A 26787-nucleotide genomic window follows, 5' to 3' on the forward strand; every position below is an offset into this window, starting at 1 on the left:
CTCCCCTCGGGCCGTCGGGACGGCGGACCGGGGGCGCCTAGCCGTCGTGGTGGTCCTGGTGGTGGCCGCCGCCCTTCGCCGGCAGGTCCTTGACGCGGATGTCGCGGAAGGAGACCTCGTCCCCCTCCCCGTGGTTCTGGATGCCCACGTAGCCCTGCAGCAGGCTGCGCGCCGGGTCCCGGTTGGTGAAGTCGTTGATCTTCACGCCGTTGAGCCAGATCCGCAGCCGCTCGCCCTCCACCCGGATCTCGTACGTGTTCCACTCCCCCGGCGGGTTCAGCGCCGCGTCCCGCTTGGCGAGGTCCGCGGACTGGAAGCCGTAGACCGAGCCGGTGGTGTGATCGGGGGTGTCCGTGGCGTCGATCTGCACCTCGTAGCCGTTGTTGACCGCCGACCAGGGGTCGTCGGAGGCCGGGAAGCCGACGAAGACGCCGGAGTTGTCGTCGCCCGCCATCTTCCAGTCCAGCTTGAGCGAGTACGAGCTCAGTTCGCGCGCCTGGTACCAGAGCATCCCCATGCCGCCCGTCGAGGTGAGGGTCCCGGACTCGGCGTCGAGGGTGAAGCTCCCGGGGCCCGCCTGCTTCCAGCCGTCCGTCGAGGTGCCGTCGAAGAGCGGGCGGTAGCCCTGCTCGGGGCGGCAGTCGGCGTGGGCGGCGCCGGTCGCGTAGCGGATGCCGCCGAGCAGGTGCAGGCGGAAGGCGGGGTCGGCGTAGGACTCCTTGGTGTGGCCGAAGCCGGTGTAGAAGGCGCGGCCGCCCCGGTACTCCTGGCACCACGAGATGGGGTGGTCCTCGCCCATCGCGCCGCCCTGATACGAGGATTCGTCGAGCGTGGCGAGGACCCGCACCCGCTCCCTCGGATTGGTACGGTAGTTGTACCACTCATCCGTCCGCTCCCACCTCGGCGCCAGATGCGCGGTCGCGGGGTTGGCCCGGTCCTCGACGTCCACGGTGGCCTGCTGGATCGCGGGGTGGGACTGGAAGTACGCCCCGGCCAGGCCCTCGTAGAAGGGCCAGTCGTACTCGGTGTCGGCGGCCGCGTGGACGCCGACGTAGCCGCCGCCCGCCCGCACATAGCCCTCGAACGCGGACTGCTGGGCGGTGTCGAGGACGTCGCCGGTCGTGGAGAGGAAGACGACGGCGTCGTAGCGGGCGAGGTTGTCGGGGGTGAAGGCAGCGCCGTCCTCGGTGGCGTCGACGGCGAAGCCGCTCTGCGCGCCGAGTTCCTTGATGGCGGCGATGCCGTCGGGGATCGAGTCATGGCGGAAGCCGGCCGTCTTGGAGAAGACCAGGACCCGGTCGTCGGCGGCGCCGGATGTGGCGGCCCCGGACGCGGCGGCGGGCAGGGCCGTCAGGGCGAGCAGCAGCGTGGCCCCGACGGCGGCGAGCCGCGCCCCACGCCGGGATCCGGAGCGGCGCCCGGATGCGGATTCGGACCCGGGGCGGCCCCCGGTCCCGGTCCCGGCGCCCCGCCCGGAGGCGGTCCCGGGCTCGCGCCCGGAAGGGGCCCCCGAGCCGGAGGCGGGTCTGGAGTGCGGAGAAGAGTGCGGGTGCATATCCGTCGTGCTCCTTCCTCCCGGGCCGGGGCGGCGGCCGCGTACGGCCGCCGCCCCGGGCCCCGGGCGTCAGCTCGTCAGCCGGTGCCGATCGTGAAGTCGTCCACGTCGAAGAGCGCTCCCGCACCGCCCTTGAAGACGAGGGACAGCGTGGTGGTACCGCTCGGGGGGTTCTTCAGCGTCGTCTTGACGTCCTGGAAGGTCTCCCAGTCGCCGGTCACCGGCACGGTGACGGTGCCGAGCAGCCGTCCGGTCGGGGAGCCACTGCGGATCTCCAGCGTGCCGCCGGCGCCCGCCGAGGAGACCCGTGCGGTGAAGTCCTTGGCGTTGCCCAGCACATACGGGGTGAAGGAGATCCAGTCCCCGTTCTCGATGTCGCCGACCGTCTTGCCGCCGTTGGCCGGGGTGTGGGAGATCACCGAGACGCCCTGCCCGTCGTCGTAGTGCTCGGCCTGCCGGTGCTTGGGCTGGACGATGGACTGGTCGTGGGTGGTCAGCGGCGGCTGGCCGCCCCCGCCGCCGTCGGTGTACTCGGCGTCGAAGACCCCGAAGATGTTGGCGTTGGGGTCGTGCTCCCCGTCCGCGTTGGTCTTGATGGTGCCGGAGCAGCCGTTCGCCGTGGTGACGGGGTGGCCGTGGCTGTCATGGCCGAGGATGTAGGTGACCTTGATCTTGGCGCAGTCGACGGTGCCGTCCTCGGGGTCGGTCACCCTGACCTTGAACGGGACCTCGTCGCCGAAGGTGAACAGCTGGCCGTCGGCGGGCAGTTGCAGCGTCACCTTGGGCGCGGTGTTGCCCACCGTGAGGTGCACATTGGCGCTGGCGGTGCGGCCGGTGGGGTCCTTGACGGTGAGGGTCGCGGTGAAGGTGCCGTTCTTCCGGTACGTGTGGGTGGGGTTGGTGGCGGCGGAGGTCGTGCCGTCGCCGAAGTCCCAGCTGTAGGCGAGGGTGTCGCCATCGGCGTCCGAGCTGCCCGCCGAGGAGAAGGCGACCTTCATGGGCGCCTTGCCGGAGGTGCGGTCGGCGCCGGCCTCGGCGATGGGCGAGTGGCCGTCGGTGGCGTTCTCGATCCGGTAGAGCGCGGAGTGCTCGTCGCCGTTGAAGTAGCCGAGGCCGTAGTCGAGCACGTACAGCGCGCCGTCCGGGCCGAAGGCCGAGTCCATGACCTGGGTGCCGGACCACGGGAAGTCGTTGATCTTCTGCACGGCCCCGTCGGCGCCCTGCTCGATCCGCTTGATCCACTGGCGGCCGAACTCCCCCGCGAAGAAGTTCCCGTTGTAGGACTCGGGGAACTTCACCGGGGAGTCGAGCGAGGCGTCATAGCGGTAGACCGGCCCGGCCATCGGGGACTCGGAGCCGGAGCCGAACTCGGGTACGGAGTCGTTGTCGTACGGGATCCAGGCGGGCTGGGCGGGCGGCAGATCGGTGAGCCCGGTGTTGTACCGCGAGGTGTTCTCGGGCGCGGCGCAGTCGAAGGCCGGGCCGGAGGTGCCGGTGGCGAAGTCGTAGTCGCGGTACGGCTTGTTGTCGGCGATGCAGTACGGCCAGCCGTAGTTGCCGGGCTTGGTCACCCGGGCGAACTCGACGGCGCCCCCCGGTCCGCGCTCGGGGTTGGCGGCGCCGGCGTCCGGTCCGTAGTCGCCGACGTAGACCGTGCCGGTCGGCTTGTCGACACTGATCCGGAAGGGGTTGCGGAAGCCCATCGCGTAGATCTCGGGCCGGGTCTTCTCGGTGCCGGGCGCGAAGAGGTTGCCGTCCGGGACGGTGTACGAGCCGTCGTCGGCCACCTTGATGCGGAGGATCTTGCCGCGCAGGTCGTTGCTGTTGCCCGCGGAGCGCCGGGCGTCATAGGCGGGGTTGCGGTTCTCCCGCTCGTCGATGGGGGTGAAGCCGTCGGAGGCGAACGGGTTGCTGTCGTCGCCGGTGGACAGGTACAGGTTGCCGTCGGCGTCGAAGTCGATGTCGCCGCCGACGTGGCAGCAGATGCCGCGGGACGCGGGGACGTCCAGGACCTTCTTCTCGCTGCCGGTGTTCAGGGTGCCGTCGGCGTCGAGGGTGAAGCGGGAGAGGCGGTTGACGCCGTCGAACTTGGCGAAGTCGGCGGCCGTGCCCTCGTTGGGGGCGTCACCGGCGGGGGTGTCGAGCGGGGGCGCGTAGTAGAGGTAGATGGCGCGATTGTCGGCGAAGCCGGGGTCGATACCGACGCCCTGGAGCCCTTCTTCGTCGTGCGAGTAGACGGGCAGCTTGCCGGACACCTTGGTCTCGCCCGTGGCGTCGGTCAGCCACAGGGTGCCGTCGCGCGAGGTGTGCAGCACGGAGCGGTCGGGGAGCACGGCGAGCGTCATGGGCTCACCGGTCTCCTCCACGCCCTTGGCGAGGGTGACCTGCTGGAACTGCTCGGCGGCCGCGGCGGGTTGATCCGCGCCCGCGGCCGGAGCGGTGAAGGCGAGCCCCGCGCCGACGAGCAGTGCGCTCGTGACGAGCGCGAGGGGTCCGCGCGGTCGAAGCCTTTTCCTGTGCACGCTGATCCTCCGTGGAAAGAGGGGGGTACGGGCGGGCCGTCAGGCCGCCGTGACTGGCACAGGCGCGCGCCGTCGCGCCGGGATGACCGGTCCGGGGCGAGGGGCCCTATGTGACCGGTACATCTCAAGGACCGTAGCGGGGTTTGTCCGGTCCGGAAACCCCTTTGACACAAAACGGCTCCCGCTTCATCCACGGGCAGGACAAAGCTGGGTGGGGGCGCGGTGTGCGGTCCCCCACCCAGGGGCCCTTCGGGCGGGTCCTCGATGCCCGGACGGGCCAGGCTCGAGCTGGACTGGACTCCGGCTGGAGCCAGACCCGATCCATCGCTGGAGCCGGGCTACTTGCCCCCGCCGCCGAAGGCCGCGTCGAACGACGCCGTCGGCGGGTCGAAGTCGAAGTGCTTCAGCCGGGCCAGCGCCTCCGGGGCACCGGTGAGCCGGTCCATCCCGGCGTCCTCCCACTCGACCGACACCGGACCGTCGTATCCGATCGAGCGCAGCATCCGGAACACGTCCTCCCACGGCACATCGCCATGGCCCGCGGAGACGAAGTCCCAGCCGCGGCGGGGATCGCCCCAGGGCAGATGGGAGCCGAGGCGGCCGTTGCGGCCGTCCAGCCGCTTCCGGGCCTCCTTGCAGTCCACGTGGTAGATCCGGTCCCGGAAGTCCCACAGGAAGCCCACGGGGTCCAGGTCCTGCCAGACGAAGTGGCTGGGGTCGAAGTTGAGCCCGAAGGCGGGGCGGTGGCCGACGGCCTCCAGCGCCTGGTGGGTGGTCCAGTAGTCGTAGGCGATCTCGCTGGGGTGCACCTCATGGGCGAAGCGCACACCCTCGGCGTCGAAGACGTCGAGGACCGGGTTCCAGCGCTCGGCGAAGTCCTCGTAGCCCCGCTCGATCATCCCCGGCACCACCGGCGGGAACATCGCCACCAGATGCCAGATGGAGGAGCCGGTGAAGCCGATGACGGTGCGGACCCCGAAGGCGGCCGCGGCGCGTGCGGTGTCGGCCATCTCGGCGGCGGCCCGCCGCCGGACGCCCTCCGCCTCGCCGTCGCCCCAGATCCGGGCGGGCAGGATGGCCTTGTGGCGCTCGTCGATGGGCGAGTCGCACACGGCCTGGCCGACCAGGTGGTTGGAGATGGCCCAGCAGTTAAGGCCGTACTTCTCCAGCAGCGCGCGCCGTCCGTCCAGATAGCCGGACTCGCCGAGCGCCCGGTCCACCTCGAAGTGGTCGCCCCAGCAGGCGAGTTCCAGTCCGTCGTAGCCGAAGTCACGGGCCAGCCGGCAGACCTCCTCCAGGGGAAGGTCGGCCCACTGGCCGGTGAAGAGCGTGAAGGGTCTGGGCATTCCGGCCTCCTCCTCAGACGGGTACGGGGGTGTAGACACAGTTCTTCTCGGCGCTCTCCTCCACGGCGGCGAGCACCCGCTGCACCTGCAGCCCGTCCTCGAAGGACGGCTCGGGGCCCGTCCCGTCGGCGATCGCGAACACCATGTCCCGCGCCTGGTGGACGAAGGTGTGCTCATAGCCGAGGGCGTGGCCCGGCGGCCACCACGCCTCGAGGTAGGGGTGCTCGGGCTCGGTCACCAGGATCCGGCGGAAGCCGGAGTCGGCGGCGGGCTCGGTGTGGTCGTGGAAGGACAGCTCATTGAGGCGTTCCAGATCGAAGGCGAGCGAGCCGCGATCGCCGTTGAGCTCGATCCTGAGCGAGTTCTTACGGCCCGCGGCGAACCGGCTGGCCTCGAACGACGCCACCGCACCGGAGCCGAACCGCCCGGTGAACAGCGCCGCGTCATCGACCGTCACCGGTCCGCGCGCCGCTCCGCCGGCCCCGGAGCCGCCGAGCCCGGCCACCGCGCCGGCGGGCAGCGGCCGCTCCCGGATGAACGTCTCGGTGAGCGCCGAGACGCCGATCAGCCGCTCCCCGGCCAGATGCTGCGCCAGGTCGACGATGTGCGATCCCAGGTCGCCGAGGGCGCCGGAGCCCGCGTACTCCCGCCGCAGCCGCCACACCAGGGGGAACTCAGGATCGACGATCCAGTCCTGGAGATAGGTGACCCGGACGTGCCGCAGCACGCCGATCCGCCCGTCCGCCACCATCCGGCGGGCGTACGCGATGGCGGGCGCGCGGCGGTAGTTGAAGCCCACCATCGCCACCTGGCCGCGCTCCCGCGCCCGCCGCGCCGCCTCCACCATGGCCTCCGCCTCGGCCACGGAGTTGGCGAGCGGCTTCTCGCACAGTACGTGCTTGCCCGCCTCCAGGGCCGCGATGGCGATCTCGGCATGGCTGTCGCCGGGGGTGCAGACGTCGACCACCTGCACATCGTCCCGGGCGATCAGCGCCCGCCAGTCGGTTTCGGCGGCGGCCCAGCCGTGCCGGTCCGCGGCGGCCCGTACGGCGTCCGCGTCACGCCCGCAGACGGCGGACATCGCGGGGCGGGCGGGGAGGTCGAAGACACGGCCGACGGTACGCCAGCCCTGGGAGTGGGCGGCGCCCATGAAGGCGTAGCCGACCATGCCGACGCCGAGTGTCTTCGCTTCAGGATTTTCCATGGGACTCCTTCTGACGATCGCAAACCGACGCGAGGTGGGGGGTCTGGCCCTCAATCGGGCTCAGCTGAATCCCGTGGGGAGGTATTCGTCCACGTTGTCCTTGGTGACGACGGCGGAGTAGAGGGTGAGAGAAGCCGGGATCTCCAGCTCCGCGAGGCCGCCGACGCCCTTGCCCTGACCCAGCGCGCGGGCGAGGTCGATGGCGGAGGCGGCCATGGTGGGCGGGTAGAGCACGGTGGCCTTCAGCACGCTGTTGTCGGCCTTGATGGCGTCCATGGCATGCTTGGCGCCCGCGCCGCCGACCATGAGGAAGTCATCGCGCCCGGCCTGCTTGATGGCGCGCTCGGCGCCGACGCCCTGGTCGTCGTCGTGGTTCCACAGGGCGTCGAAGTCGGAGTGGGCCTGGAGCAGCTGGGCCATCTTCGCCTGGCCCGACTCGACCGTGAACTCCGCGGCCTGGCGGCCGACCTTCTTGATGTTGGGGTAGTTCTTCAGGGCGTCGTTGAAGCCCTCGGTGCGCTGCCGGGTCAGCTCCAGGTTGTCGATCCCCGCCAACTCGATGACCTTGGCGTTCTTCTTGCCCTTGAGCTGCTCGCCGATGTAGCGCCCAGCGTTGAGGCCCATGCCGTAGTTGTCGCCGCCGATCCAGCAGCGGTACGCCTGCGGGGAGGCGAAGATCCGGTCGAGGTTGACCACCGGGATGCCCGCCCGCATGGCCTTGAGCCCGACCTGGGTGAGCGCCTTACCGTCGGCGGGCAGGATGACCAGGACGTCGACCTTCTTGTTGATGAGGGTCTCGATCTGGCCGATCTGCTGGGCGGTGTCGTTGGAGCCCTCGGTGGCCTCCAGGGTGACGTCCTTGTACTCCTTGGCGCGCCGCTTGGCCTGCTCGTTGATGGCGTTGAGCCAGCCGTGGTCGGCCTGGGGCCCGGCGAAGCCGATGGTGACCGCCTTACCGGGCTTGTCATTGGCCGTGTTCGCGGCCTGCTTGGCGTTGTCGCCGTCGTCGTTGTTCTCGTTGCTGGTGCACCCGGCGGCGAACAGCGCGCCCGCCGCGGCGGTGCCCAGGAGGAGGTTTCTGCGACTGGTGGCGGAGGAGGAGCTCTTGGCATACCTCATGGCGTCGAACGACCCTTCTGTACCAGGACGGCGGCGACGATGATCGCGCCCTTGGCGATCTGCTGGACATCGCTCTGAAGGTTGTTCAGGGCGAACAGATTGGTGATGGTGGTGAAGACGAGGACGCCGAGGACGGAGCCGGTGATGGTGCCGCGGCCGCCGCTGAGCAGCGTGCCGCCGATGATCGCGGCGGCGATGGCGTCGAGTTCGTAGAGGTTGCCGTTGGTGTTCTGGCCCGAGCCGGTGAGGACGACCAGCATGAAGGCGGCGACCCCGCAGCACAGCCCGGAGAGCAGATACAGCAGCAGCCGCTGCCGTTTGACGTCGATGCCCGCGAGCCGGGCCGCCTCCGCGTTGCCGCCGATGGCGACCGTGCGCCGGCCGAAGGTGGTGCGGTTGAGCACCAGCCAGCCCACCACGGTCACGGCGGCGAAGATCATCACCAGCGGCGGTATGCCGAGCACATAGGCGTCCGGGAGCCCGAGGTCCAGGACCTGGTTGACGGTGACGACCTGGGTCTTGCCGTCGCTGATCTGCAGGGCGAGACCGCGGGCGGAGGCGAGCATCGCCAGCGTGGCGATGAACGGGACCATCCCGCCGTACGCGATGAGCACCCCGTTGACCAGTCCGCAGCCGAGCCCCACCAGGACCGCGCACAGCAGGATGCCGCCGAGCCCGTAGTCCTGGGTGGCGATCGTGGTGGCCCACACCGAGGCCAGCGCGACGATCGCGCCGACCGACAGATCGATGCCGCCGCTGGTGATGACGAAGGTCACGCCGACGGTGACGACGCCGATGACGGACGCCTGGGTGAGCACGAGCTGGAGGTTGTCGGTGCTGAGGAACTCATCGGGCTTGGTGAAGCCGCCGACGGCGATCAGCACCGCCAGCACCCCGACGAGCGAGAGGTTGCGCAGGTCGGCCAGGCGCCGCAGCCTGCTCAGCGGATCGGTGTCGGTGCGGCCGGCCGGCGGTTTGCCGACCGGGCCGGCCGTCAGCGTGGCGCCCGCGCCCGGTACCGGGGCGGGGTCGGCCGGAGGCGGGGACGCCGGCCTGCTCCCGGGTGAATTCACGACGGGCTCCCTTCCATAACGAGATCGAGGACGCGGTGCTCGTCCAGCTCCCGCGCGGGCGCCGTATGGACGACGCGGCCCTCGCGGAGCACCAGCACCCGGTCGGCGAGGCCCAGGACTTCGGGCAGTTCGCTGGAGACGAGGAGGACGGCCATGCCGTCGTCGGCGAGTCGGCGGATCACGGCGTAAAGCTCGGCGCGGGCGCCGACGTCCACCCCGCGCGTCGGCTCGTCCAGCAACAGCACCCGGCAGCCGCGCAGCAGCCAGCGGGCCAGTACGGCCTTCTGCTGATTGCCGCCGGACAGGGTGCGCACCGGCCGCTCCGGGTCGTCGGGGTGCAGCGACAGATCGCGGACGCAGCGGCGGGCCGCCGCCCGCTCCGCGCCGCGGTCCACCCATCCGGCGCGGGAGAAGCGGGTCAGCGAGGAGACCGAGACATTGCGGGTGACGGACTCCAGCATCAGCAGCGCCTGCGCCTTGCGCTCCTCGGGGGCGAGACCGAGCCCGGCGCGCACGGCGGCGGTCACGCTGCCGGGGCGCAGCGGGCGGCCGTCCACCAGGACCCGGCCCGAGGTGGGGCGGCGGGCGCCGTAGACGGTCTCCAGGATCTCGGACCGCCCGGAGCCGACGAGTCCGGCCAGCCCGACGATCTCGCCGGGCGCCACCTCGAGGTCGATCGGCTCGAACTCCCCCGCCCGGCCGAGGTTCTCCAGCCGCAGCACGGGCGTGGCGGTGGCGACCGGAGGGGCGGTGGTACGGCGCGGGAACGCGTACTCCACGTCCCGGCCCGTCATCAGCGCCACGATCTCGCGGGTCGGGGTGGTGCGGGCGGGCAGCCCGCGGGCCGCGGCGCGGCCGTCCTTGAGCACGGTGACGCGGTCGCCGATCCGGCGGATCTCCTCCAGCCGGTGCGAGATGTACACGACGGCGACCCCGGCGGCGGTGAGATCGCCGACGATGCGGAAGAGGTTGTCCACCTCGTCGGGGTCGAGGGCCGCGGACGGCTCGTCCATCACGATCAGCCGGACGTCGTGGGAGAGCGCGCGGGCCATCGAGACGATCTGCTGCCCGGCCGCGGAGAGGTCCCCCACCAGCCGCCCCGGGTCGATCTCGGGGTGCCCGAGCCGGGCGAGGAGGGCGGCGGTGGCGGTGCGGGCCGCGCGGGAGCGGACGAAACCGCCGGTGGCCATCTCATGGCCGAGGAAGACGTTCTCGGCGACGGACAGCCCCTCCACCAGGTCGAGTTCCTGGTAGATGGTGGCGATCCCGAGGCGCATGGCGGCGATGGGCGATTTGAGGGTGACCGGTTCGCCACGCCAGAGGATCTCGCCGCTGTCGGGCTGATGCGCCCCGGCGACCACCTTGATCAGGGTGGACTTGCCCGCGCCGTTCTGGCCGAGCAGACAGTGCACCTCGCCCGCTTCGACATCGAGGTCGACGCCGTCCAGGGCCCGTACGCCGGGGAAGGACTTCGTGATCGCGGACATGGTGAGGAGTGGGCGCGGGTCGGGTGGTGCCGGTGCCATGGCGGGCCTCCTCGGCGGGGTCGCTCGTATGCGGTGCGGTCGCTCGTACGCGGTGCGGTCGCTCGATGCGGTGCGGGGCGCTTGGGCGTGCGGGTGCGCGGCGGGGCGGTGATTAGCGGCGCGGCCCGGTGTGATCTGGTGCCCGGTGGTGTGCGGCTCGGTGGTGCGGCTCGTGCCTCGACGTGGTGTACGCCGAGGGGCGGTGCGGTGCGGATGCCGTGCGGCTGCGCTGTGCCGAGGTACTGCCCGGCCGGGGCCGGGCGGGGTCAGACGGTCATGCGGTGGTGGCCATCAGGCGGTCATGCCGGTGAGAAGAGGTGGTCGCTGATCAGGCGGGCCGCGCCGGTGACCCCGGCGGCCGGGCCGAGTTCGCCCAGCACGATGGGGAGGTTGCCGGTGGCCAGGGGCAGGGACTGGCGGTAGACCTGGGTCCGTATGGCGGCGAGCAGCGTATGGCCGAGCCCGGTGACACCGCCGCCGATGACCACCAGACCGGGGTTGAAGAAGCTGACGAGCCCGGCGATGACCTGGCCCGTACGGGTGCCGCCCTCCCTGATGAGGTCGAGCGCGGTCGCGTCGCCGGCCGAGGCCGCCGCGGCGACGTCGGTGGCGGCGAGGCTGCCCACTTCCTCCAGCCGGGCGGCGAGTTCGGCGGACCGGCCGTCGCGGGCGGCCGCCTCGGCGTCACGGGCCAGCGCCGCGCCGCCGAAGTACGCCTCCAGACAGCCGTGGTTGCCGCAGGCGCAGGGGCGGCCGTCGGGTTCGGCCTGGATGTGGCCGATGTCGCCCGCGCTGCCCGTCGTACCGCGGTAGACCTCACCGCCGACGACGATCCCGCAGCCGATACCGGTGCCGATCTTCACGCAGAGGAAGTCCTTGACGGAACGGGCGACTCCGGCGTGCTGCTCCCCCATCGCCATGAGGTTCACATCGTTGTCGACCATGACCGGGCAGCCGAGCTCCTGGCTGAGCGCCTCCCGTACGGGGAAGCCGTCCCACCCCGGCATGATCGGCGGCGCCACGGGCACGCCCTCGGGGAACCGCACGGGGCCGGGCACTCCGATGCCCGCCCCGTCGAACCCCTCGGCCACGCCGGACGCCCGGAGCTTCGCGGCCATGTCCAGCACCTGCTCGAAGACCGCGACGGGTCCTTCGCGCACATCCATGGGCTGGTTGAGGTGGCCGAGAATCTCCAGTTCGGCATTGGTCACGGCGACGTCCACGGAGGTGGCGCCGATGTCCACGCCGAGCAGCCGCAGCCCGGGCGCGAGCCGGATGTTGTGCGAACGCCGGCCACCCCGCGAGGCCGCCAGCCCGTCCGCGACCACCAGCCCGGTCTCCAGCAGCCGGTCGATCTCCACGGCCAGCTTCGAACGCGACAGGTCGATCTCATCGCCCAGCTGAGCACGGGAGTTGGGGCCGCCGTCGCGCAGCAGGCGAAGCAACCGCGCCTGATGCGCGTTCGCCGGTCGTGCCGTCATGCGCCTCACGCTGCCCCTCCCGCCGTCATCGGCATCCACGTGGCCGGGCTTTCACGGGGAACGTAGCAGCGGTTGTCGGGGGTGGGAAGAACTTGCGCCGCAATTGGCTCCGACTTTCTCCTGTCTCAGGACAAAGCCACGTCGCTTTCGCGACAGCGCGCGAAGGCGCCCACTCAGGAGCCCGGGCTCAGCGAAAGAGTTCGGCCACTACGATCGCCGCTCATGGAGATAGCGGCGTACATCGTGATCTTGGCCCTCGTTCTGCAGTATTCACTGCTGGAGTCGAGGATTCAGAAGATCCAGCGCAGGGCGGACCGCATCGAGCGCAAGCTGGATCTGATCCTCGGCCACCTGGACATCCAGGTGGCCGAGCCCGGCCTCGAGCGGGTGATGGCCCTGGTGCGGGAGGGCAAGAAGATCGAGGCCATCAAGGTCTACCGGCAGCTCACCGACGCCGGTCTGAAGGAGGCCAAGGAAGCGGTCGAGCGCATGGAAATCGCTTAGCGCATGGACGTCGCCTGAAGAAGACGCCGCCGGGCGGACCGGCGGATCGGGTCAGGGACGCTCGCGGTCGTGGTAGGTGCGGCGGGTGTGTTCGGTGTGGGCGCGCATGACGGCCGTGGCGCCGTGTTCGTCACCCGCGGTGATGGCCGCGATCAGCTCGCGGTGCTCGATCCAGGACTGCTTGCCGCGCTGGCGGGCGACCGGGGTGTAGTACCAGCGGACCCTGCGGTCCACCTGGGCGGCCAGTTCGGACAGGACCGCGTTTCCGGCGAGTTCCATCACCTTGGCGTGGAATTCGGCGTTGGCCGCGACCGCGCCGTCCACATCGTCGTCCAGGACCGCTCGCTCGCCCTTCGCGCACAGGTCTTCCAGGGCGGCGACGCCGGCCTCGTCGGCCCCGGCGGCGGCCAGCCGGGCGGCCTCGGCCTCGAGGAGCGTGCGCACCGTAAGGAGCTGATCGGCCTCCTCCTCGGTGGGCTCGTGGACGAACGCGCCCTGGGCGGGCCGCAGATCGACCCAGCCCTCGGTGTTGAGCCGCTGGAGGGCCTCGCGCACGGGCTGGCGGGAGACGCCGAGATGGCCGGCGAGCTCGCTCTCCACGAGGTGCTGGCCGGGGCGAAGGGCGCGGGTGGTGATGAGTTCGAGCAGCGCCTCGTAGACGCGCTCACGGAGTGGCCCGGGCCGCTCCAGCTTCGGCACCGCGCCGTGCGGCAGTCCCCTGGACAGCATCGCGCCCCCTCTGGCTCGCTGTTCACCGGATGTCCGGATTCACCGGATGCGTGAATTGGTTATTGTCTACAGTTTACCCGGCCTGTCCACGCCGCCGACACATCCCAGGTGCCTTGACGTCTAGTCATCGACTCGTTGAATCCTTAAAGTCCGGGCACATGCTCACCAATGATCGTCTCGGCCCGCTCAGCCGCTCGCGCACCCTGGCCCCACCGGGCTGGAGCCGCTGGCTGGTGCCGCCCGCCGCCCTGTCCGTCCATCTCTCGATCGGCCAGGCTTACGCGTGGAGCGTGTTCAAGCCGCCCCTGGAGTCCTCGATGGACCTCTCGGGCACGGCCAGCGCGCTCCCCTTCCAGCTGGGCATCGTGATGCTCGGCCTGTCCGCCGCCTTCGGCGGCACGCTCGTGGAGCGCAACGGCCCGCGCTGGGCGATGTTCGTCTCCCTCGTCTGCTTCTCCTCCGGCTTCCTCGTCGCCGCGCTAGGCGCCGCCACCAGCCAGTACTGGCTGGTGGTCCTCGGCTACGGCTTCATTGGCGGGATCGGGCTGGGCATCGGCTACATCTCCCCCGTCTCCACGCTGATGAAGTGGTTCCCCGACCGGCCCGGCATGGCCACCGGCATCGCCATCATGGGCTTCGGCGGCGGAGCATTGATCGCATCGCCCTGGTCCAGCAAGCTGCTTGAGCACTTCGGCACCGACAATGGCGGCATCGCCGCCACCTTCCTGGTCCACGGCGTGACCTACGCGGTCTTCATGGCCCTCGGCGTGCTGCTGGTGCGCGTACCGCCCGAGGGCTGGCGGCCGGCCGGCTGGGAACCGCCGCAGGAGCAGGGGCACATGATCAGCACGGCCGATGTCTCCGCGCGCAACGCCATCCGCACCCCGCAGTTCTGGTTCCTCTGGGTGGTGCTGTGCATGAACGTGACGGCGGGCATCGGCATCCTGGAGAAGGCCGCGCCCATGATCGGCGACTATTTCAAGGACACCGACACCCCCGTGTCCGCCACCGCGGCGGCCGGTTTCGTCGCCCTGCTGTCGGCGGCCAACATGGCCGGACGGCTGCTGTGGTCGTCCACCTCCGACCTCATCGGGCGCAAGAACATGTACCGGGTCTATCTGGGCGTGGGCGCGCTGATGTATCTGGCCATCTCACAGCTCGGGGATTCCTCCAAGCCCCTGTTCGTGGTGTGCGCGCTGGTGATCCTCTCCTTCTACGGCGGCGGCTTCGCGACCGTTCCGGCGTATCTGAAGGACCTGTTCGGCACCTATCAGGTGGGCGCGATCCACGGCCGGCTGCTCACCGCGTGGTCGGTGGCCGGGGTCCTCGGCCCGTACATCGTCAACAAAGTGGCCGACCACCAGGAGGAGGCGGGGAAGGCCGGCCCCGGGCTGTACTCGCTCTCGCTCACCATCATGATCGTGCTGCTGGTCGTCGGCTTCATCGCCAACGAGCTGATACGGCCGGTCCATCCGCGCTTCCATGAACCGGCCCCCGCGGCGGCCGAGTCCGAGGCGGCTCCCGCCGAGAAGGGAGGGGACCGATGACCGAGCCCACCAGGAACCGCACCGCGCTGACCGTGGCCGTCTGGGCCTGGGTGGCGCTGCCCTTCGGGTACGGGGTCTACGAGCTCGTCCAGAAGGCCACCCAGCTCTTCACCGGCTGAGCCCGCTCCGCGTCCGAGGTCCCATCACCGGGAGACCGAAGGGGGGGTTGAGGTGTCGTCCGACTCCTTGACCCTCTTCTCGGGCATACTGTATTCAATATTCAGTCGACGATACCCGGACGCTCGGTCCCCTCACGTCGCACCGTGCGGCGTGACCGCCGTAAGGAGCCCGTCGTGGCCCGTAACCGCCAGCGCAACCGACAGCAGAAGCAGTACCCGCGGCTCACCCATCCCCTGGTGCGGGACTCAGTGAGCGGAGAGCTCCGTCGCGCCTCCTGGGACGAGGCGCTCAGCCGGGCCGCCGCCGGGTTCCAGGCCGTGACGGCGGCCCACGGGCCCGACGCGTTCGGCATGTTCTCCTGCGCCCGCGCCACCAACGAGATGAACTACGTGGCCCAGAAGTTCACCCGGGTGGTGATCGGCACCAACAACGTCGACTCCTGCAACCGCACCTGCCACGCGCCCAGCGTCGCGGGGCTGTCCGCCGTCTTCGGCTCCGGCGGCGGCACCTCGTCGTACGCGGAGGTCGAGGACACCGACCTCATCGTGATGTGGGGCTCCAACGCCCGCTTCGCGCACCCGATCTTCTTCCATCACGTCCTCAAGGGCATCCGCAACGGCGCCCGGATGTACGCCGTCGATCCGCGCCGCACCTCGACCGCCGAATGGGCGGAGAGCTGGCTGGGGCTGAACGTCGGCACCGACATCCCGCTCGCCCACGCCGTGGGCCGCGAGATCATCCACGCGGGGCTCGCCAACCGGGCCTTCATCGAGCGCGCGACCACCGGCTTCGAGGAGTACGCGGCTCATGTAGAGCCCTGGACGCTGAGCGTCGCGGAGAAGGTCACCGGCGTCCCGGCGGACGCCATCCGCGATCTCGCGCACGCCTATGCCACCGCCGAGCGCGCCCAGCTGTGCTGGACGCTGGGCATCACCGAGCACCACAACGGCACCGACAACGTCCGGGCGCTGATCAATCTCTCCCTGCTGACCGGCCATGTCGGCCGGTACGGCTGCGGGCTGCAGCCGCTGCGGGGCCAGAACAACGTGCAGGGCGGCGGCGACATGGGCGCCATCCCCAACCGGCTGCCCGGCTTCCAGGACATCCTGGACCCGCCCGTCCGGTCCAAGTTCGAGCGCGCCTGGGACGTGGTCATCCAGCCGCGCTATGGGCTGAACCTCACCGAGATGTTCGAGGCCATGGAGGCGGGCGAACTGCGCGCCGTCTACTGCATCGGCGAGAACCCGGCCCAGTCCGAGGCCGACACCGAGCAGGCCGTCCGGCGGCTGGAGTCACTGGAGCACCTGGTGGTGCAGGACATCTTCCTCACCCGGACCGCCGAGCTGGCCGACGTGGTGCTCCCGGCGACCGCCGGCTGGTGCGAGACGGAGGGCACCACCACCAACAGCGAGCGGCGCGTCCAGCGGGTACGGAAGGCCGTGCAGCCGCCGGGCGAGGCGCGCGAGGACATCGACATCATCTGCGAGCTGGCGCGGCGGCTCGGCCACGACTGGAAGTTCGAGGGCGCGGAGGAGGTCTGGAACGAGCTGCGCGACGTCTCCCCGGACCACTTCGGCATGACCTACGAGCGGCTGGAGGAGCACCAGGGCATCCAGTGGCCCTGCCCCAGCACCGACCGTCTCGAGCCCACCTATCTGCACAGCCGCCTGTGGGAGAGCGATCCGGCGCTGCGCGGCCCGCTCGCCCCCTTCGGCCCGGTGAAGCACGATCCGCCGGTCGATCTGACCGATGACACCTTCCCGATCCGGCTCACCACGGGGCGGCGCCTGGACTCGTACAACACCGGGGTGCAGAGCGGGGGTTTCGCCTCTCCGCTGCGGCGCGGCGAGTACATCGAGCTGTGCCCGGAGGACGCGGCCCGCTACCGGGTGGAGGCCGAGGAGCGGGTGCGGGTCACCTCGCGGCGCGGTTCGGTGGTGGCGCCGGTGTGGATCGATCCCGGGCTGCGGCCGGGGCTCGCCTTCATGACCATGCACTTCCCCGACGAGGTGGACACCAACTCCCTGACGATCGAGGCGAACTGCCCCATCGCGGGGACGGCGGAGTTCAAGGCGTCGGCCATAAGGATCGAGAAGATTCCCGTGACCGCCGTAAGGAGCTGATCGTGGATCTGCGGTTCGGTGACAGCAAGCCCACGGACGAGGAGCGGGCGGCGGTCGACGCGCTGCTCGGCCCTCCCGAGTCCGCCTGGGAGGGCGCGGACGACCGTACGGACACGGATCTGCGCTGGGCACGTGGCGGCCGCGAGGCACGGGAGCGGCGCGATCTGCTGTTGCCCGGGCTGCACGCCCTCAACGACCGGGTGGGCTGGATCAGCGAGGGCGGTCTGGACTATCTGTGCCGCCGGCTGACGGTCCCTCCGGCCGAGGGCTACGGGGTGGCGACCTTCTACGCGATGTTCGCGGTGAAAACCCGTCCGGCGACCGTCGTCCACGTCTGTACGGATCTGGCGTGCGCGGCCCGGGGCTCCGCCCAGGTGTGCGCGGAACTCGAACGGGACGTGGGCCCGGCGGGCTCGGCGGGGTCCGGGGCCGTCTGGCAGCCCAGCCCGTGCCTGGGCCTGTGCGAGCGCGCCCCGGCGGCCCTGGCGATCCGCGCGGGCGAGACCCCGCGGGCCACGGTCGTCGCCCCCGCCACCGCCGAGGCGGTCGCCGACGCGGCGTCGGCGCCGCACGGGGCGGCGGCCGAGCCGCCCGCGGTGGCCGCGGTCCCCCAGGCCGGAGCCGACGGCCCCTACCCCCCGCCCGCCACGCGGGCGGGGACCGATGACAAGGCGGCCGCGGCCGACCCGGGCCCCGACGCCGGGCAGCGGCCGGAGAACTCCGTACACACAGGGCCGCACGCCAACCCCGCCGCGCGGCCCCGGAGTTCCGCGCCGCGGGACACATCCGCGCCCCTGGCCGTAGGCAACGGCCTGGTGCTGCTGCGCCGGGTCGGGGTGGTGGACCCGGGGTCGCTGGACGACTACCGCGCCCACGGCGGATACGCCGCTCTGCGGCGCGCGTTCGCGCTCGGGCCGGCCGGGGTGATCCGGGAGGTGACCGAGGCGGGTCTGGTCGGGCGGGGCGGGGCCGCATTCCCGACCGGGCGGAAGTGGTCGGCCACCGCCCAGCAGCCCGACCATCCGCACTATCTGGTCTGCAACGCCGACGAGAGCGAACCGGGCACCTTCAAGGACCGGGTCCTGATGGAGGGCGATCCCTACGCCCTCATCGAGGCCATGACCGTCGCGGGGTACGCCACCGGGGCCCACCGCGGCTATCTGTATCTGCGCGGCGAGTACCCGCGGGCCCTGCGTCGGCTGCGCACCGCCATCGACCGGGCCCGGGCCCGTGGCTTCCTCGGTAAGGACGTCATGGGCCAGGGGTTCGCGTTCGACATCGAGATCCGGCGCGGCGCGGGCGCGTACATCTGCGGGGAGGAGACCGCGATCTTCAACTCGATCGAGGGGCGGCGCGGTGAACCGCGCAGCAAACCGCCGTTCCCGGTCGAGAAGGGGCTGTTCGGCAAGCCGACCGCGGTCAACAACGTGGAGACCCTGGTCAATGTGTTGCCGATTCTGATCGAGGGCGCACAGGCGTATGCGCGCACCGGCACCGATACCTCGACCGGCACCAAGCTGTTCTGTGTCTCCGGCACGGTCGCCCGGCCCGGCGTCTACGAGCTGCCGTTCGGGGCGACGCTGCGGGAGCTGCTGGAGCTCGCGGGGCCGCCCGAGACCCTGCGCGCGGTGCTGCTCGGCGGCGCGGCGGGCGGTTTCGTACGGCCCGACGAGCTGGATGTGCCGCTGACCTTCGAGGGCACGCGCGCCGCGGGCACCACGCTCGGCTCGGGGGTCGTGCTGGTGCTGGACGAGGGCGTCGAGCTGCCGCGCATCCTGCTGCGCATCGCGGAGTTCTTCCGCGACGAGTCCTGCGGCCAGTGCGTCCCCTGCCGGGTGGGCACCGTACGGCAGGAGGAGGCGCTGCACCGGCTCAAGGACCGTACGGGCGCCGCCGCGGCCGGGGACATCGCGCTGCTGCGCGAGGTCGGCCAGGCCATGCGGGACGCCTCGATCTGCGGTCTTGGCCAGACCGCCTGGAACGCCGTGGAGTCCGCCATCGACCGCCTGGGAGCCTTCAAGTGACCGCGATACCACTGCGACCGCCGCGCCGACTGGTCGACCTCACCCTGGACGGCGAGCCGGTCCGCGCCCCGGAGGGCAGCACCCTGCTGGACGCGTGCCGCGCCGCGGACAAGGACATCCCGACCCTGTGTCAGGGCGACACGCTCACTCCGAAGAACGCCTGCCGGGTGTGCGTGGTGGAGGTGGAGGGCGCTCGCACCCTCGCCCCCGCCTGCTCCCGCCGGGTGGAGCAGGGCATGGAGGTGCGCACGGACACCGAGCGGGCCCGGCACAGCCGTAAGGTCGTCCTGGAGCTGCTGGCCTCCTCCACCGATCTGTCGACGACCCCGCGCGCCGCCGAGTGGATCGAGGAGTACGGGGCCGAGCCGGACCGTTTCGGCGCGGATGCCGCCCGGGCGGACGAGGAGCCGAAGGTCGACAATGACCTGTATGTCCGTGACTACGACAAATGCATCCTCTGCTACAAGTGCGTGGACGCATGCGGTGAGCAGTGGCAGAACACCTTCGCGATCGCGGTCGCGGGCCGCGGCTTCGACGCCCGGATCTCCACCGAGCACGACGCGCCCCTCACCGACTCCGCGTGTGTCTACTGCGGCAACTGCATCGAGGTCTGCCCGACCGGCGCGCTGAGCTTCAAGACGGAGTTCGACATGCGGGAGGCCGGGACATGGGACGAGGCGGCCCAGACGGAGACGACCACGGTGTGCGCCTACTGTGGTGTGGGCTGCAATCTCACCCTCCATGTGCAGGAGAATGAGATCGTGAAGGTCACCTCGCCGCACGACAATCCCGTCACACACGGGAACCTGTGCATCAAGGGCCGTTTCGGGTACCAGCACGTACAGAACCACGCACAGAACCGGGACTGATCGACATGGGACGGGTCACCGAGCGACGCCGCGTCATCCGCATCCGGGACGGGGCGGTCAGCACCCGGCCGGACACCCTCGTGGCGGAGGAGCCGCTGGAGATCCGGCTGAACGGCAAACCACTGGCCATCACCATGCGCACTCCGGGCGACGACTTCGCCCTCGCCGCCGGGTTCCTGGTGAGCGAGGGCGTCCTCGGGCGCGCGGACGAGCTGGCGAACATCGTCTACTGCGCGGGCGCCACCCAGGACGGCTCCAACACCTACAACGTGGTGGATGTGATGCTGGCCCCGGGCGTGCCGGTCCCGGACATCACCCTCGAGCGCAATGTCTATACGACGTCGTCCTGCGGTCTGTGCGGCAAGGCCAGCCTGGACGCGGTGCGGACGACCGCGCGCTGGCCGCTGGCGGACGGCCTCGAGGACGCCGGGGGCGCTGCCGTCCGGATCGAGCCGGAGACGCTCTCCGTGCTCCCGGACCGGCTCCGCGCGGCGCAGCGCGTCTTCGACCGGACCGGCGGTCTGCACGCGGCGGCGCTGTTCAGCCCGGACGGTGAGCTGCTGGACCTGCGGGAGGACGTGGGGCGGCACAACGCGGTGGACAAGCTGGTGGGGCGGGCGCTACAGCAGGGCCTGCTGCCGCTTTCGGGGTCGGTGCTGATGGTCTCGGGGCGCGCCTCCTTCGAGCTGGCACAGAAGGCCGTGATGGCGGGGATCCCGGTGCTGGCGGCGGTGTCGGCGCCCTCCTCGCTGGCGGTGGATCTGGCGGCGGAGACGGGGCTGACCCTGGTCGGCTTCCTCCGCGGCACCTCGATGAACGTGTACGCGGGCGAGCAGCGGCTCGCCCTGCGGACAGCGGTTGGCGGGGCCTGAGAGCGGTCCGCCCGCTGCACGGGTTGGCGGGCCGGCCGACGGGGAGCGCCCCCTGCGTCGGCCGGCCCCTACCGGCCCGGTAGCCCCGCCGCCCGGCAGCCCCGTACACACGTTCCGCATCCGGTCCTTCACTCGAAAGTGTTCTTGACCGCTCGTTCTGGTTAGGTGCTACGGTTGGGTCATGGCCAGAACGAAGGAATTCGATCCAGAGGCCGCCCTGCAGTCGGCTCTCGAGCTGTTCTGGCAGCGCGGCTATGAAGCGACCTCGATGGCGGACCTCGTCGACTATCTCGGCATCGGCCGCGCCAGTATCTACGCGACCTTCGGCAGTAAGCACGAGCTGTACCTGAAGGCCATGGACCGCTATGCGGAGACGCGCGACCCGCCCCTGCTGGCCGAGCTGTCCCAGCCCGGCCCGGCGCTGCCCGCGGTGCGGGCGGTGGTGCGCCGTTTCGCCGAGGAGGCCGCCTCTCCGGAGATGCGGCTGGCCGGCTGTCTGGTGACCAACACGGCGGCCGAGCTGGCGCCGCACGACCCGGCGGCGGCCCGCCGGGTGGAGCTCAGCTGGGACCGCGTGGAGACCCCGCTGTGCTCCGCGCTGATACGGGCCCAGGCCCAGGGCGAGCTCCCCGAGGACCGCGACCCCCGCGCACTGGCGCGGATGCTGTTCGTACTGCTGCAGGGGCTGCGAGTGGTCGGCAAGGCGTCGGACGACCCGGCCCGGGTACGGGACGCGGCGGAGCAGGCACTGGCACTGCTGGACTGATCTCCACGGCCTGACCTCTCGAGCTCACCCCTCACCCCTCCATGACCCACGGACCCGGAGCCGCACCACATCACGATCACGGGAGTCGCACAGAGCCCATTCGCATGCCCGCATATTAAAACGATCGGTCAAATATTGGGGGAGAGATGACCGTCACCGACACCCTGTGCGAAACCGATACCGACACCAACACAGACGCAGACCCCACCACCATCACGACCCACCATCGCCGGGCCTTCGCCCTGCTCGGCTCCGTCCAGATCACCCTGATCTTCACGCTCGCGGCGATCGCCGTGCCGCTGCCCGAGATCGGCCGGGCCTTCGGCCTGGAGCGGGCCGATCTGATCCTGCTCAGCGCCGCCTATGGGCTGACCTTCGCCGGGCTGCTGCTCTTCGGCGGGCGCCTCTCCGACCGCTACGGCGGCCGGCGGGCCCTCACCGCCGGGCTCATCCTCTTCGCCGCCGCCTCGGCCGCCGTCCCGTTCGCCCCTGGTATCGGAACCCTGCTCGCGGCCCGGTTCGCCCAGGGCGCGGGGGCGGCCCTGACAGCGCCCGCCGCCATGGGCGTGCTGCGCGCCGTCTTCCCCGCCCCCGCGGCCTACGGCAAGGCGATGGCGACCTGGGGCGGGCTCTCCGTGCTCGGCGCGACCGCGGGCAATCTGCTCTCCGGCGTGATAGCCGAGCTGCTGTCCTGGCGCTGGAGCTTCGCCGTACCGCTGGCGGTGGCCGTGGCCGCCCTCGTCCTCGCGCCCCGGCTGCTGCCGGACACCCCACCGAGCCGGGGCCGGGCGCTCGATCTGCCGGGCGCGCTGCTGGCCACGGCCGGGATCACGCTCGCCAGCTATGGGCTCGTGGTCACCGACGCCCTGCCCTGGTCGTCGGCCGGGGTGCTGGTGCCCCTCCTCATCGGGGCCGCGCTGCTCATAGCGTTCTGGTACGCCGAGCGCCGGGCGGGTGATCCGCTGCTGCCGCCCCGCTTTCTGCTGGACCGGCGGCGGGCGCTCGCCCTCGCGGCGATCGCGTTCAGCGCCTGCGCGACCGCGATGACCTTTGTGACCCTCTCACTCCATCTCCAGCAGGACCGCGACTGGTCGCCGCTGCGGACCTCGGCAGCCTTTGTGCCGTTCGCCATCGCCCTGCTCACCTCGGGCCGGGCGGCCGGGCCGCTGATAGCCCGCTTCGGCCCCCGCGTCGTCACTGCCGCCGGGCTGGCCACGGCCGGGGCCGGGCTGGTGCTGCTCGCCCTCACCGGGCTCGACCCGCACACCCCGTACGCCTCAGCGCTGCTGCCGGGGCTGGTGCTGCTGCCGGCCGGTGCCGCCGCCTCCTTCGCCGGGGCCGCCGTGCTCACCACCCACGGGGTGCCGCATGAGCGGACCGGGCTCGCGGGCGGGGTGCTGAACACCGCGATGGAGCTCGGCCCGACCGTGGTCTTCGCCATCGTGCTCACCTTCGGCAGCGATGCCGTCTCCCTCGCCGCGACGGGGGCCGCACTCGCCCTCGTCGCCGCCCTGAACCTCCGCGTCCAGCGGAGCCGTCCCTCCCGTCCATCCTCTCTTCCTCAAGGAGCCACGCAGTGAACCGCTTCACCGGAAAGACCGCCCTCGTCACCGGAGCGGGCACCGGTCTCGGCCGTGCCATCGCGCTCGCCTTCGCCGCCGAAGGCGCCTCCGTGGTGGCCGCGGGCCGCACCGAATCCACCCTGGCCGAGACGGTCCGCCTCATCGAGGCCGCCGATGGCCGGGCCACCGCCGTGACCGCCGATGTCACCGACTCCGGCCAGCTGCGGGAGCTGGTACACAGCGCCGTCACCCGCTTCGGCGGACTGGACATCGCCGTCAACAACGCCGGGATACTGCGCGGCAAGGGGCCCGTCGGCGAGGTCAGCGAGGAGGACTGGGAGGCGGTGTTGCGCACCAATGTCACCGGCGTCTGGCTGGCCATGAAGCACCAGATCGCGCACATGAAGGAGCACGGCGGCGGGGCGATCGTCAATGTCTCCTCCAACCTCGGCGCCCATCTGCGGGTTTCGGGCCTCGGCGCCTACAGCACCTCCAAGGCGGCGGTCGCCACACTGACCCGGATCGCCGCGCTCGACCACATCCACCAGGGCGTCCGGATCAACGCGGTCAGCCCCGGCGCCTCCGACGGCCCCATGTCACTGCTGCCGGGTGAGACCGAGGCCGACCGCGCCGAGCGGGCGAAGAGCGAGACTCCGCTGGGCCGGGTGGCGGAGGCGGACGAGATCGCGGCGGCCGTGCTCTACCTCGCCTCACCGGCGGCGGGCGCCGTTGTCGGCACGGATCTCGTGGTGGACAGCGGCTCGTCGGCCTGACCGGCCCCGAGCGCCCGGCCGGAGTCCGACTGGCAACCCGGCCGGGGCCCGGCCATGGGGCTGTCCCCACCCGAACCCCGGGGGCTTGCCGCATGGCCGGGGCGCCACCGCCCCCGGAAGCTGGTGAGACATGAACGCACCCACGAAGCGCCCTCGCTTACGCCTCGTCACGGCCGCCGCCGTCACCGCCGCCCTCCTCGGGGGTGCGGCCGCGGTCCCGGCCGCCGCCACCACGGCACCGAATACCGGCCCCGGCTCCTCCGCCACCACCTCCGCCACCTCCGCCACCTCCGCCGACCACCGGCTCACCGAGGCCGAGTTGCGGCGCGCGGTGGCCCGGACGCTGGAGGACGCCGGATTCATCGGCATCACCGTGGAGGTGCGCGACGGCCACCGCCGGATCCACGCCCGCGCGGGCGAGGCGGAGCGCGACACCGGCCGCCCCATGCCGTACGGGGCGCACTACCGGGCCGCGAGCGTCACCAAGTCCTTCGTGGCCACGGTCGTCCTCCAACTGGTCGCCGAGGGACGGCTCTCGCTGAGCGACCCGGTGGACAGGTGGCTGCCGGGCGTGGTGAGCGGCAATGGCAACGACGGCCGCCGGATCACCGTCAGGAATCTGCTCCAGCACACCAGCGGCATCCACAACTACGCCTACAGCGACGACACCGGCGACTCGGCGGCGGACTTCGAGCGGACCCGGTTCGACCATGTCTCCCCCGAGCAGGTGGTCGCCGGGGCGATGAAGCACCGGCCCGACTTCCCGCCCGCCCCGGCCGATGACCCCGAGCCCGACTGGAACTACTCCAACCCCGGCTATGTCCTGGCCGGAATGATCATCCAGAAGGTCACCGGACGCGCATGGCCGGAGGAGGTCCGCGACCGCATCATCCGCCCGCTGGGCCTGACCGGCACCTATGAGCCCGGGGACGATCCACGGATCAAAGCCCCGTACGCCCATACGTATCAGCGCTTCCCCGGCTCCGGTCCTGGCATGTGGACGGACACCACGCTGCGGAACGTCTCCTGGGGTGGTGCGGCCGGTGCCATCATCAGCACCGACCGCGATCTGGACCGGTTCTACACCGCCCTGCTGAGCGGCCGTCTGCTGCCCCCGGCGCAGCTGGCCGAGATGCGCCGGACGGTCCCCGTCGGACCGGACTTCGAGGTGGCCTTCCCGCACGCCCAGTACGGGCTCGGGATGATACGCCAGCCGCTCAGCTGCGGCGGCTACCGCTGGGGCCACGGCGGCGACCTCGAAGGGGCCACGGTGCGCACCGGCTTCACCGAGGGCGGGCGCCGCTCGGTGACCATCAGCTCCAGCGGCAAGACCGCCGATGACGAGCAGCTGCTCCGGGCCGAGAGGGTCCTGCAGGGCCTCATCGACCGCGTTCTGTGCGACGGCGTCCGAGGCCGTAAACTCTGACATCTATTGGAGGGTTCCAGGTGCGAGGAGGAGGCCCATGCGGATCGGCGAGCTGTCCCGCCGCACCGGGGTGAGCGAACGCCTGCTGCGCTACTACGAACAGCAGGGCCTTCTCCGGCCCGAGCGGCTACCCAGTGGCTATCGCGCGTACCACGCGTCCGATGTGGCGGTGGTGCGGCGCATCCGCGCGCTGCTGGCGGCCGGGCTGTCGACGGCGACCATCTCCCAGGTCCTGCCCTGTCTCCGCGACGACGGTGAGCACCTCGTGCCCACCTGCCCGGATCTGCTGGGCGAACTGCGGGCCGAGCGGGACCGGATGACCTCGGCCATCGAGGAGCTCGAGCTGTCCCGGTCGCTGCTGGATCGGGTCATCACGGCGGGTCAGACCGGCATGGGCCGGACGGCCATGGGCTGACCGAAGCGGGGCGCCAGCCGGGGGCGGGCACCGCCCCCCTCGCGCCCCGCCCTCACCTCAACTGGCGCAGTGTCACGAGGATATGACGCACGGTCCTTGTCCCGGGCGACCGCCGGGCGAGACACTTTCAGCCGCAGTCATGTGTGAGACATGGGATGTCTTGATGTCCTGATGGCATGATGCCTCATGGCGTGATGCCCGACGGCCTCGACGTCCAGATGCCGATGCCTCAACGAGGCAGTCTGAAGGGCAGGCCGTGACCATGGCGTCAGTTCTCCGCACACGTCCCCGCAGCAGACCACCCCGCTCCGGTACCAGACCGTGGCGGCGCCGCGCCTCCGTGCTCCTCACCGCCGCGGCGCTGGCCCTGATCCCGCTTCCGGTACGGGCCGCGGACACGGATTCCTCCGCGTCCGCGGCCCGCGCCGACTCCGGCTTCGAACAACAGGTCCTCTTCAAGTCCGCCCAGGAACAGGGCTACTCCTGCTTCCGGATCCCGGCGGTCGTCAAGGCCAAGGACGGCACCCTGCTCGCCTTCGCCGAGGGCCGGGTCGACAACTGCGGTGACGCCGGGGACATCGATCTGGTCCTCAAGCGCTCCACCGACGGCGGCCGCACCTGGGGCCCGCTCCAGGTGGTCAACGACGGCGCCGGTGACACCCACGGCAACCCCGCGCCCATCGTGGACCAGCGCACCGGCCGCATCGTACTCGCCAGCACCTACAACACCGGCCGCGACGACTCCCAGAGCTGCGACGTCCCCTGTGACCGCTCCCCGCACCTCCAGTACAGCGACGACAACGGCGCCACCTGGTCGGCCCCGCGCGATCTGAGCTCCTCACTGATGCCGGCCCAGTGGAACTCCTGGTACGCCACCGGCCCCGTCCACGGCATCCAGCTCCAGCGCGGACGCCACAAGGGCCGGCTGGTCTTCACCCTCAACACCGAGAGCTTCAGCGGCGGCCGCATCACCGACAACCACGCCGCGCTCGCCTACAGCGACGACGGCGGCAGCCGCTGGCGCATCGGCGCGGTGGACAGCTATCCGCTGGCGGAGGACGGCACCTTCCGCCAGAAGCCGTCCGAGATGACGCTGGTGGAGCGCGCCGACGGCTCGATCTACGTCAACGGCCGGGAGCAGGACGGCACCGATCTCGGCCACCGCGACTACGCCATCAGCCGGGACGGCGGCCAGAGCTTCACCGCGCCCTTCCGCACCATCCCCGATCTG

At 71.4% G+C, this 26787-nt stretch carries 22 protein-coding genes; 13 read left to right on the plus strand and 9 right to left on the minus strand.

Translation table 11 applies throughout. The annotated features are described in order from the left end of the window. Nucleotides 1–37: 37 nt before the first annotated feature. The 8 genes from GWI24_RS13850 to GWI24_RS13885 form a co-directional block, all read right to left on the minus strand. Entirely contained in the window at nt 38–1555 is a 1518-nt protein-coding gene (locus tag GWI24_RS13850) for a ThuA domain-containing protein (protein WP_210946253.1), read from the minus strand. A 77-nt stretch (nt 1556–1632) separates the two neighbouring features. After that, nucleotides 1633–4077, minus strand: coding sequence for a carbohydrate-binding protein (locus tag GWI24_RS13855; protein WP_210946254.1), 2445 nt, complete (start codon nt 4075–4077; stop codon nt 1633–1635). A 338-nt stretch (nt 4078–4415) separates the two neighbouring features. After that, nucleotides 4416–5423, minus strand: a complete 1008-nt coding sequence (locus GWI24_RS13860) for a sugar phosphate isomerase/epimerase (protein ID WP_210946255.1) — start codon at nt 5421–5423, stop codon at nt 4416–4418. A 13-nt stretch (nt 5424–5436) separates the two neighbouring features. Continuing rightward, the gene (locus tag GWI24_RS13865; RefSeq protein WP_210946256.1) at nt 5437–6627 is read right to left on the minus strand and encodes a Gfo/Idh/MocA family protein; all 1191 of its coding nucleotides are present in this window, start codon (nt 6625–6627) and stop codon (nt 5437–5439) included. 60 nt (nt 6628–6687) lie between these two features. Beyond that, nucleotides 6688–7746, minus strand: coding sequence for a substrate-binding domain-containing protein (locus tag GWI24_RS13870; RefSeq protein WP_086885567.1), 1059 nt, complete (start codon nt 7744–7746; stop codon nt 6688–6690). After that, on the minus strand, nt 7743–8690 hold the full coding sequence (locus tag GWI24_RS13875; protein ID WP_247616317.1) for an ABC transporter permease: 948 nt from the start codon (nt 8688–8690) through the stop codon (nt 7743–7745). Before GWI24_RS13875 ends, GWI24_RS13870 begins: the two co-directional genes overlap by 4 nt. A gap of 125 nt (nt 8691–8815) precedes the next feature. Then, on the minus strand, nt 8816–10345 hold the full coding sequence (locus GWI24_RS13880) for a sugar ABC transporter ATP-binding protein (protein WP_210946258.1): 1530 nt from the start codon (nt 10343–10345) through the stop codon (nt 8816–8818). Between the two features lie 299 nt (nt 10346–10644). After that, nucleotides 10645–11826 (minus strand): ROK family transcriptional regulator, encoded by a 1182-nt coding sequence (locus tag GWI24_RS13885; RefSeq protein ID WP_210946259.1) that lies wholly within the window; start codon nt 11824–11826, stop codon nt 10645–10647. 222 nt (nt 11827–12048) lie between these two features. Between GWI24_RS13885 and GWI24_RS13890 the strand changes: the two genes are divergently transcribed. Then, complete coding sequence (locus GWI24_RS13890) at nt 12049–12330, plus strand: ribosomal protein L7/L12 (RefSeq protein ID WP_210946260.1); 282 nt, start codon at nt 12049–12051, stop codon at nt 12328–12330. A gap of 51 nt (nt 12331–12381) precedes the next feature. On the opposite strand, the gene GWI24_RS13895 is transcribed toward GWI24_RS13890, so the two are convergent. Continuing rightward, a complete protein-coding gene (locus tag GWI24_RS13895) occupies nt 12382–13059 on the minus strand; it encodes a GntR family transcriptional regulator (protein ID WP_210946261.1) in 678 nt (225 codons plus the stop codon). A gap of 158 nt (nt 13060–13217) precedes the next feature. Here GWI24_RS13895 and GWI24_RS13900 point away from each other — a divergent pair, with 158 nt between their 5' ends. The 12 genes from GWI24_RS13900 to GWI24_RS13950 all read left to right on the plus strand — a co-directional run. Then, nucleotides 13218–14606, plus strand: coding sequence for an OFA family MFS transporter (locus tag GWI24_RS13900; protein WP_210946262.1), 1389 nt, complete (start codon nt 13218–13220; stop codon nt 14604–14606). Continuing rightward, entirely contained in the window at nt 14603–14725 is a 123-nt protein-coding gene (locus tag GWI24_RS46180; protein WP_281789927.1) for a hypothetical protein, read from the plus strand. The genes GWI24_RS13900 and GWI24_RS46180 overlap by 4 nt, the downstream gene beginning before the upstream one ends. A 174-nt stretch (nt 14726–14899) precedes the next feature. Continuing rightward, a complete protein-coding gene (locus tag GWI24_RS13905) occupies nt 14900–16849 on the plus strand; it encodes a molybdopterin oxidoreductase family protein (RefSeq protein WP_210946263.1) in 1950 nt (649 codons plus the stop codon). A 2-nt stretch (nt 16850–16851) separates the two neighbouring features. Then, complete coding sequence (locus tag GWI24_RS13910) at nt 16852–18873, plus strand: NADH-ubiquinone oxidoreductase-F iron-sulfur binding region domain-containing protein (RefSeq protein WP_210946264.1); 2022 nt, start codon at nt 16852–16854, stop codon at nt 18871–18873. Further along, the gene (locus tag GWI24_RS13915; RefSeq protein ID WP_210946265.1) at nt 18870–19742 is read left to right on the plus strand and encodes a 2Fe-2S iron-sulfur cluster-binding protein; all 873 of its coding nucleotides are present in this window, start codon (nt 18870–18872) and stop codon (nt 19740–19742) included. The genes GWI24_RS13910 and GWI24_RS13915 overlap by 4 nt, the downstream gene beginning before the upstream one ends. A gap of 5 nt (nt 19743–19747) precedes the next feature. Next, nucleotides 19748–20614, plus strand: a complete 867-nt coding sequence (gene fdhD, locus GWI24_RS13920; RefSeq protein WP_210946266.1) for a formate dehydrogenase accessory sulfurtransferase FdhD — start codon at nt 19748–19750, stop codon at nt 20612–20614. Between the two features lie 181 nt (nt 20615–20795). After that, complete coding sequence (locus GWI24_RS13925; protein ID WP_044568947.1) at nt 20796–21380, plus strand: TetR/AcrR family transcriptional regulator; 585 nt, start codon at nt 20796–20798, stop codon at nt 21378–21380. A gap of 146 nt (nt 21381–21526) precedes the next feature. After that, entirely contained in the window at nt 21527–22960 is a 1434-nt protein-coding gene (locus GWI24_RS13930; RefSeq protein WP_210946267.1) for an MFS transporter, read from the plus strand. Further along, on the plus strand, nt 22957–23715 hold the full coding sequence (locus tag GWI24_RS13935; protein WP_210946268.1) for an SDR family NAD(P)-dependent oxidoreductase: 759 nt from the start codon (nt 22957–22959) through the stop codon (nt 23713–23715). The genes GWI24_RS13930 and GWI24_RS13935 overlap by 4 nt, the downstream gene beginning before the upstream one ends. Nucleotides 23716–23845: 130 nt before the next feature. Continuing rightward, nucleotides 23846–25141 carry a serine hydrolase gene (locus GWI24_RS13940; protein ID WP_210946269.1) on the plus strand — a complete coding sequence of 432 codons (1296 nt, stop codon included), beginning with the start codon at nt 23846–23848 and terminating at the stop codon, nt 25139–25141. A 37-nt stretch (nt 25142–25178) separates the two neighbouring features. Continuing rightward, on the plus strand, nt 25179–25556 hold the full coding sequence (locus tag GWI24_RS13945; RefSeq protein ID WP_210946270.1) for a MerR family transcriptional regulator: 378 nt from the start codon (nt 25179–25181) through the stop codon (nt 25554–25556). Between the two features lie 262 nt (nt 25557–25818). Then, the coding region (locus GWI24_RS13950; protein WP_247616315.1) for an exo-alpha-sialidase at nt 25819–26787 on the plus strand (969 nt) is incomplete at its 3' end.

The sequence above is a fragment of the Streptomyces sp. MK37H genome, from assembly GCF_018035285.1.
Lineage (GTDB): Bacteria > Actinomycetota > Actinomycetes > Streptomycetales > Streptomycetaceae > Streptomyces > Streptomyces endocoffeicus.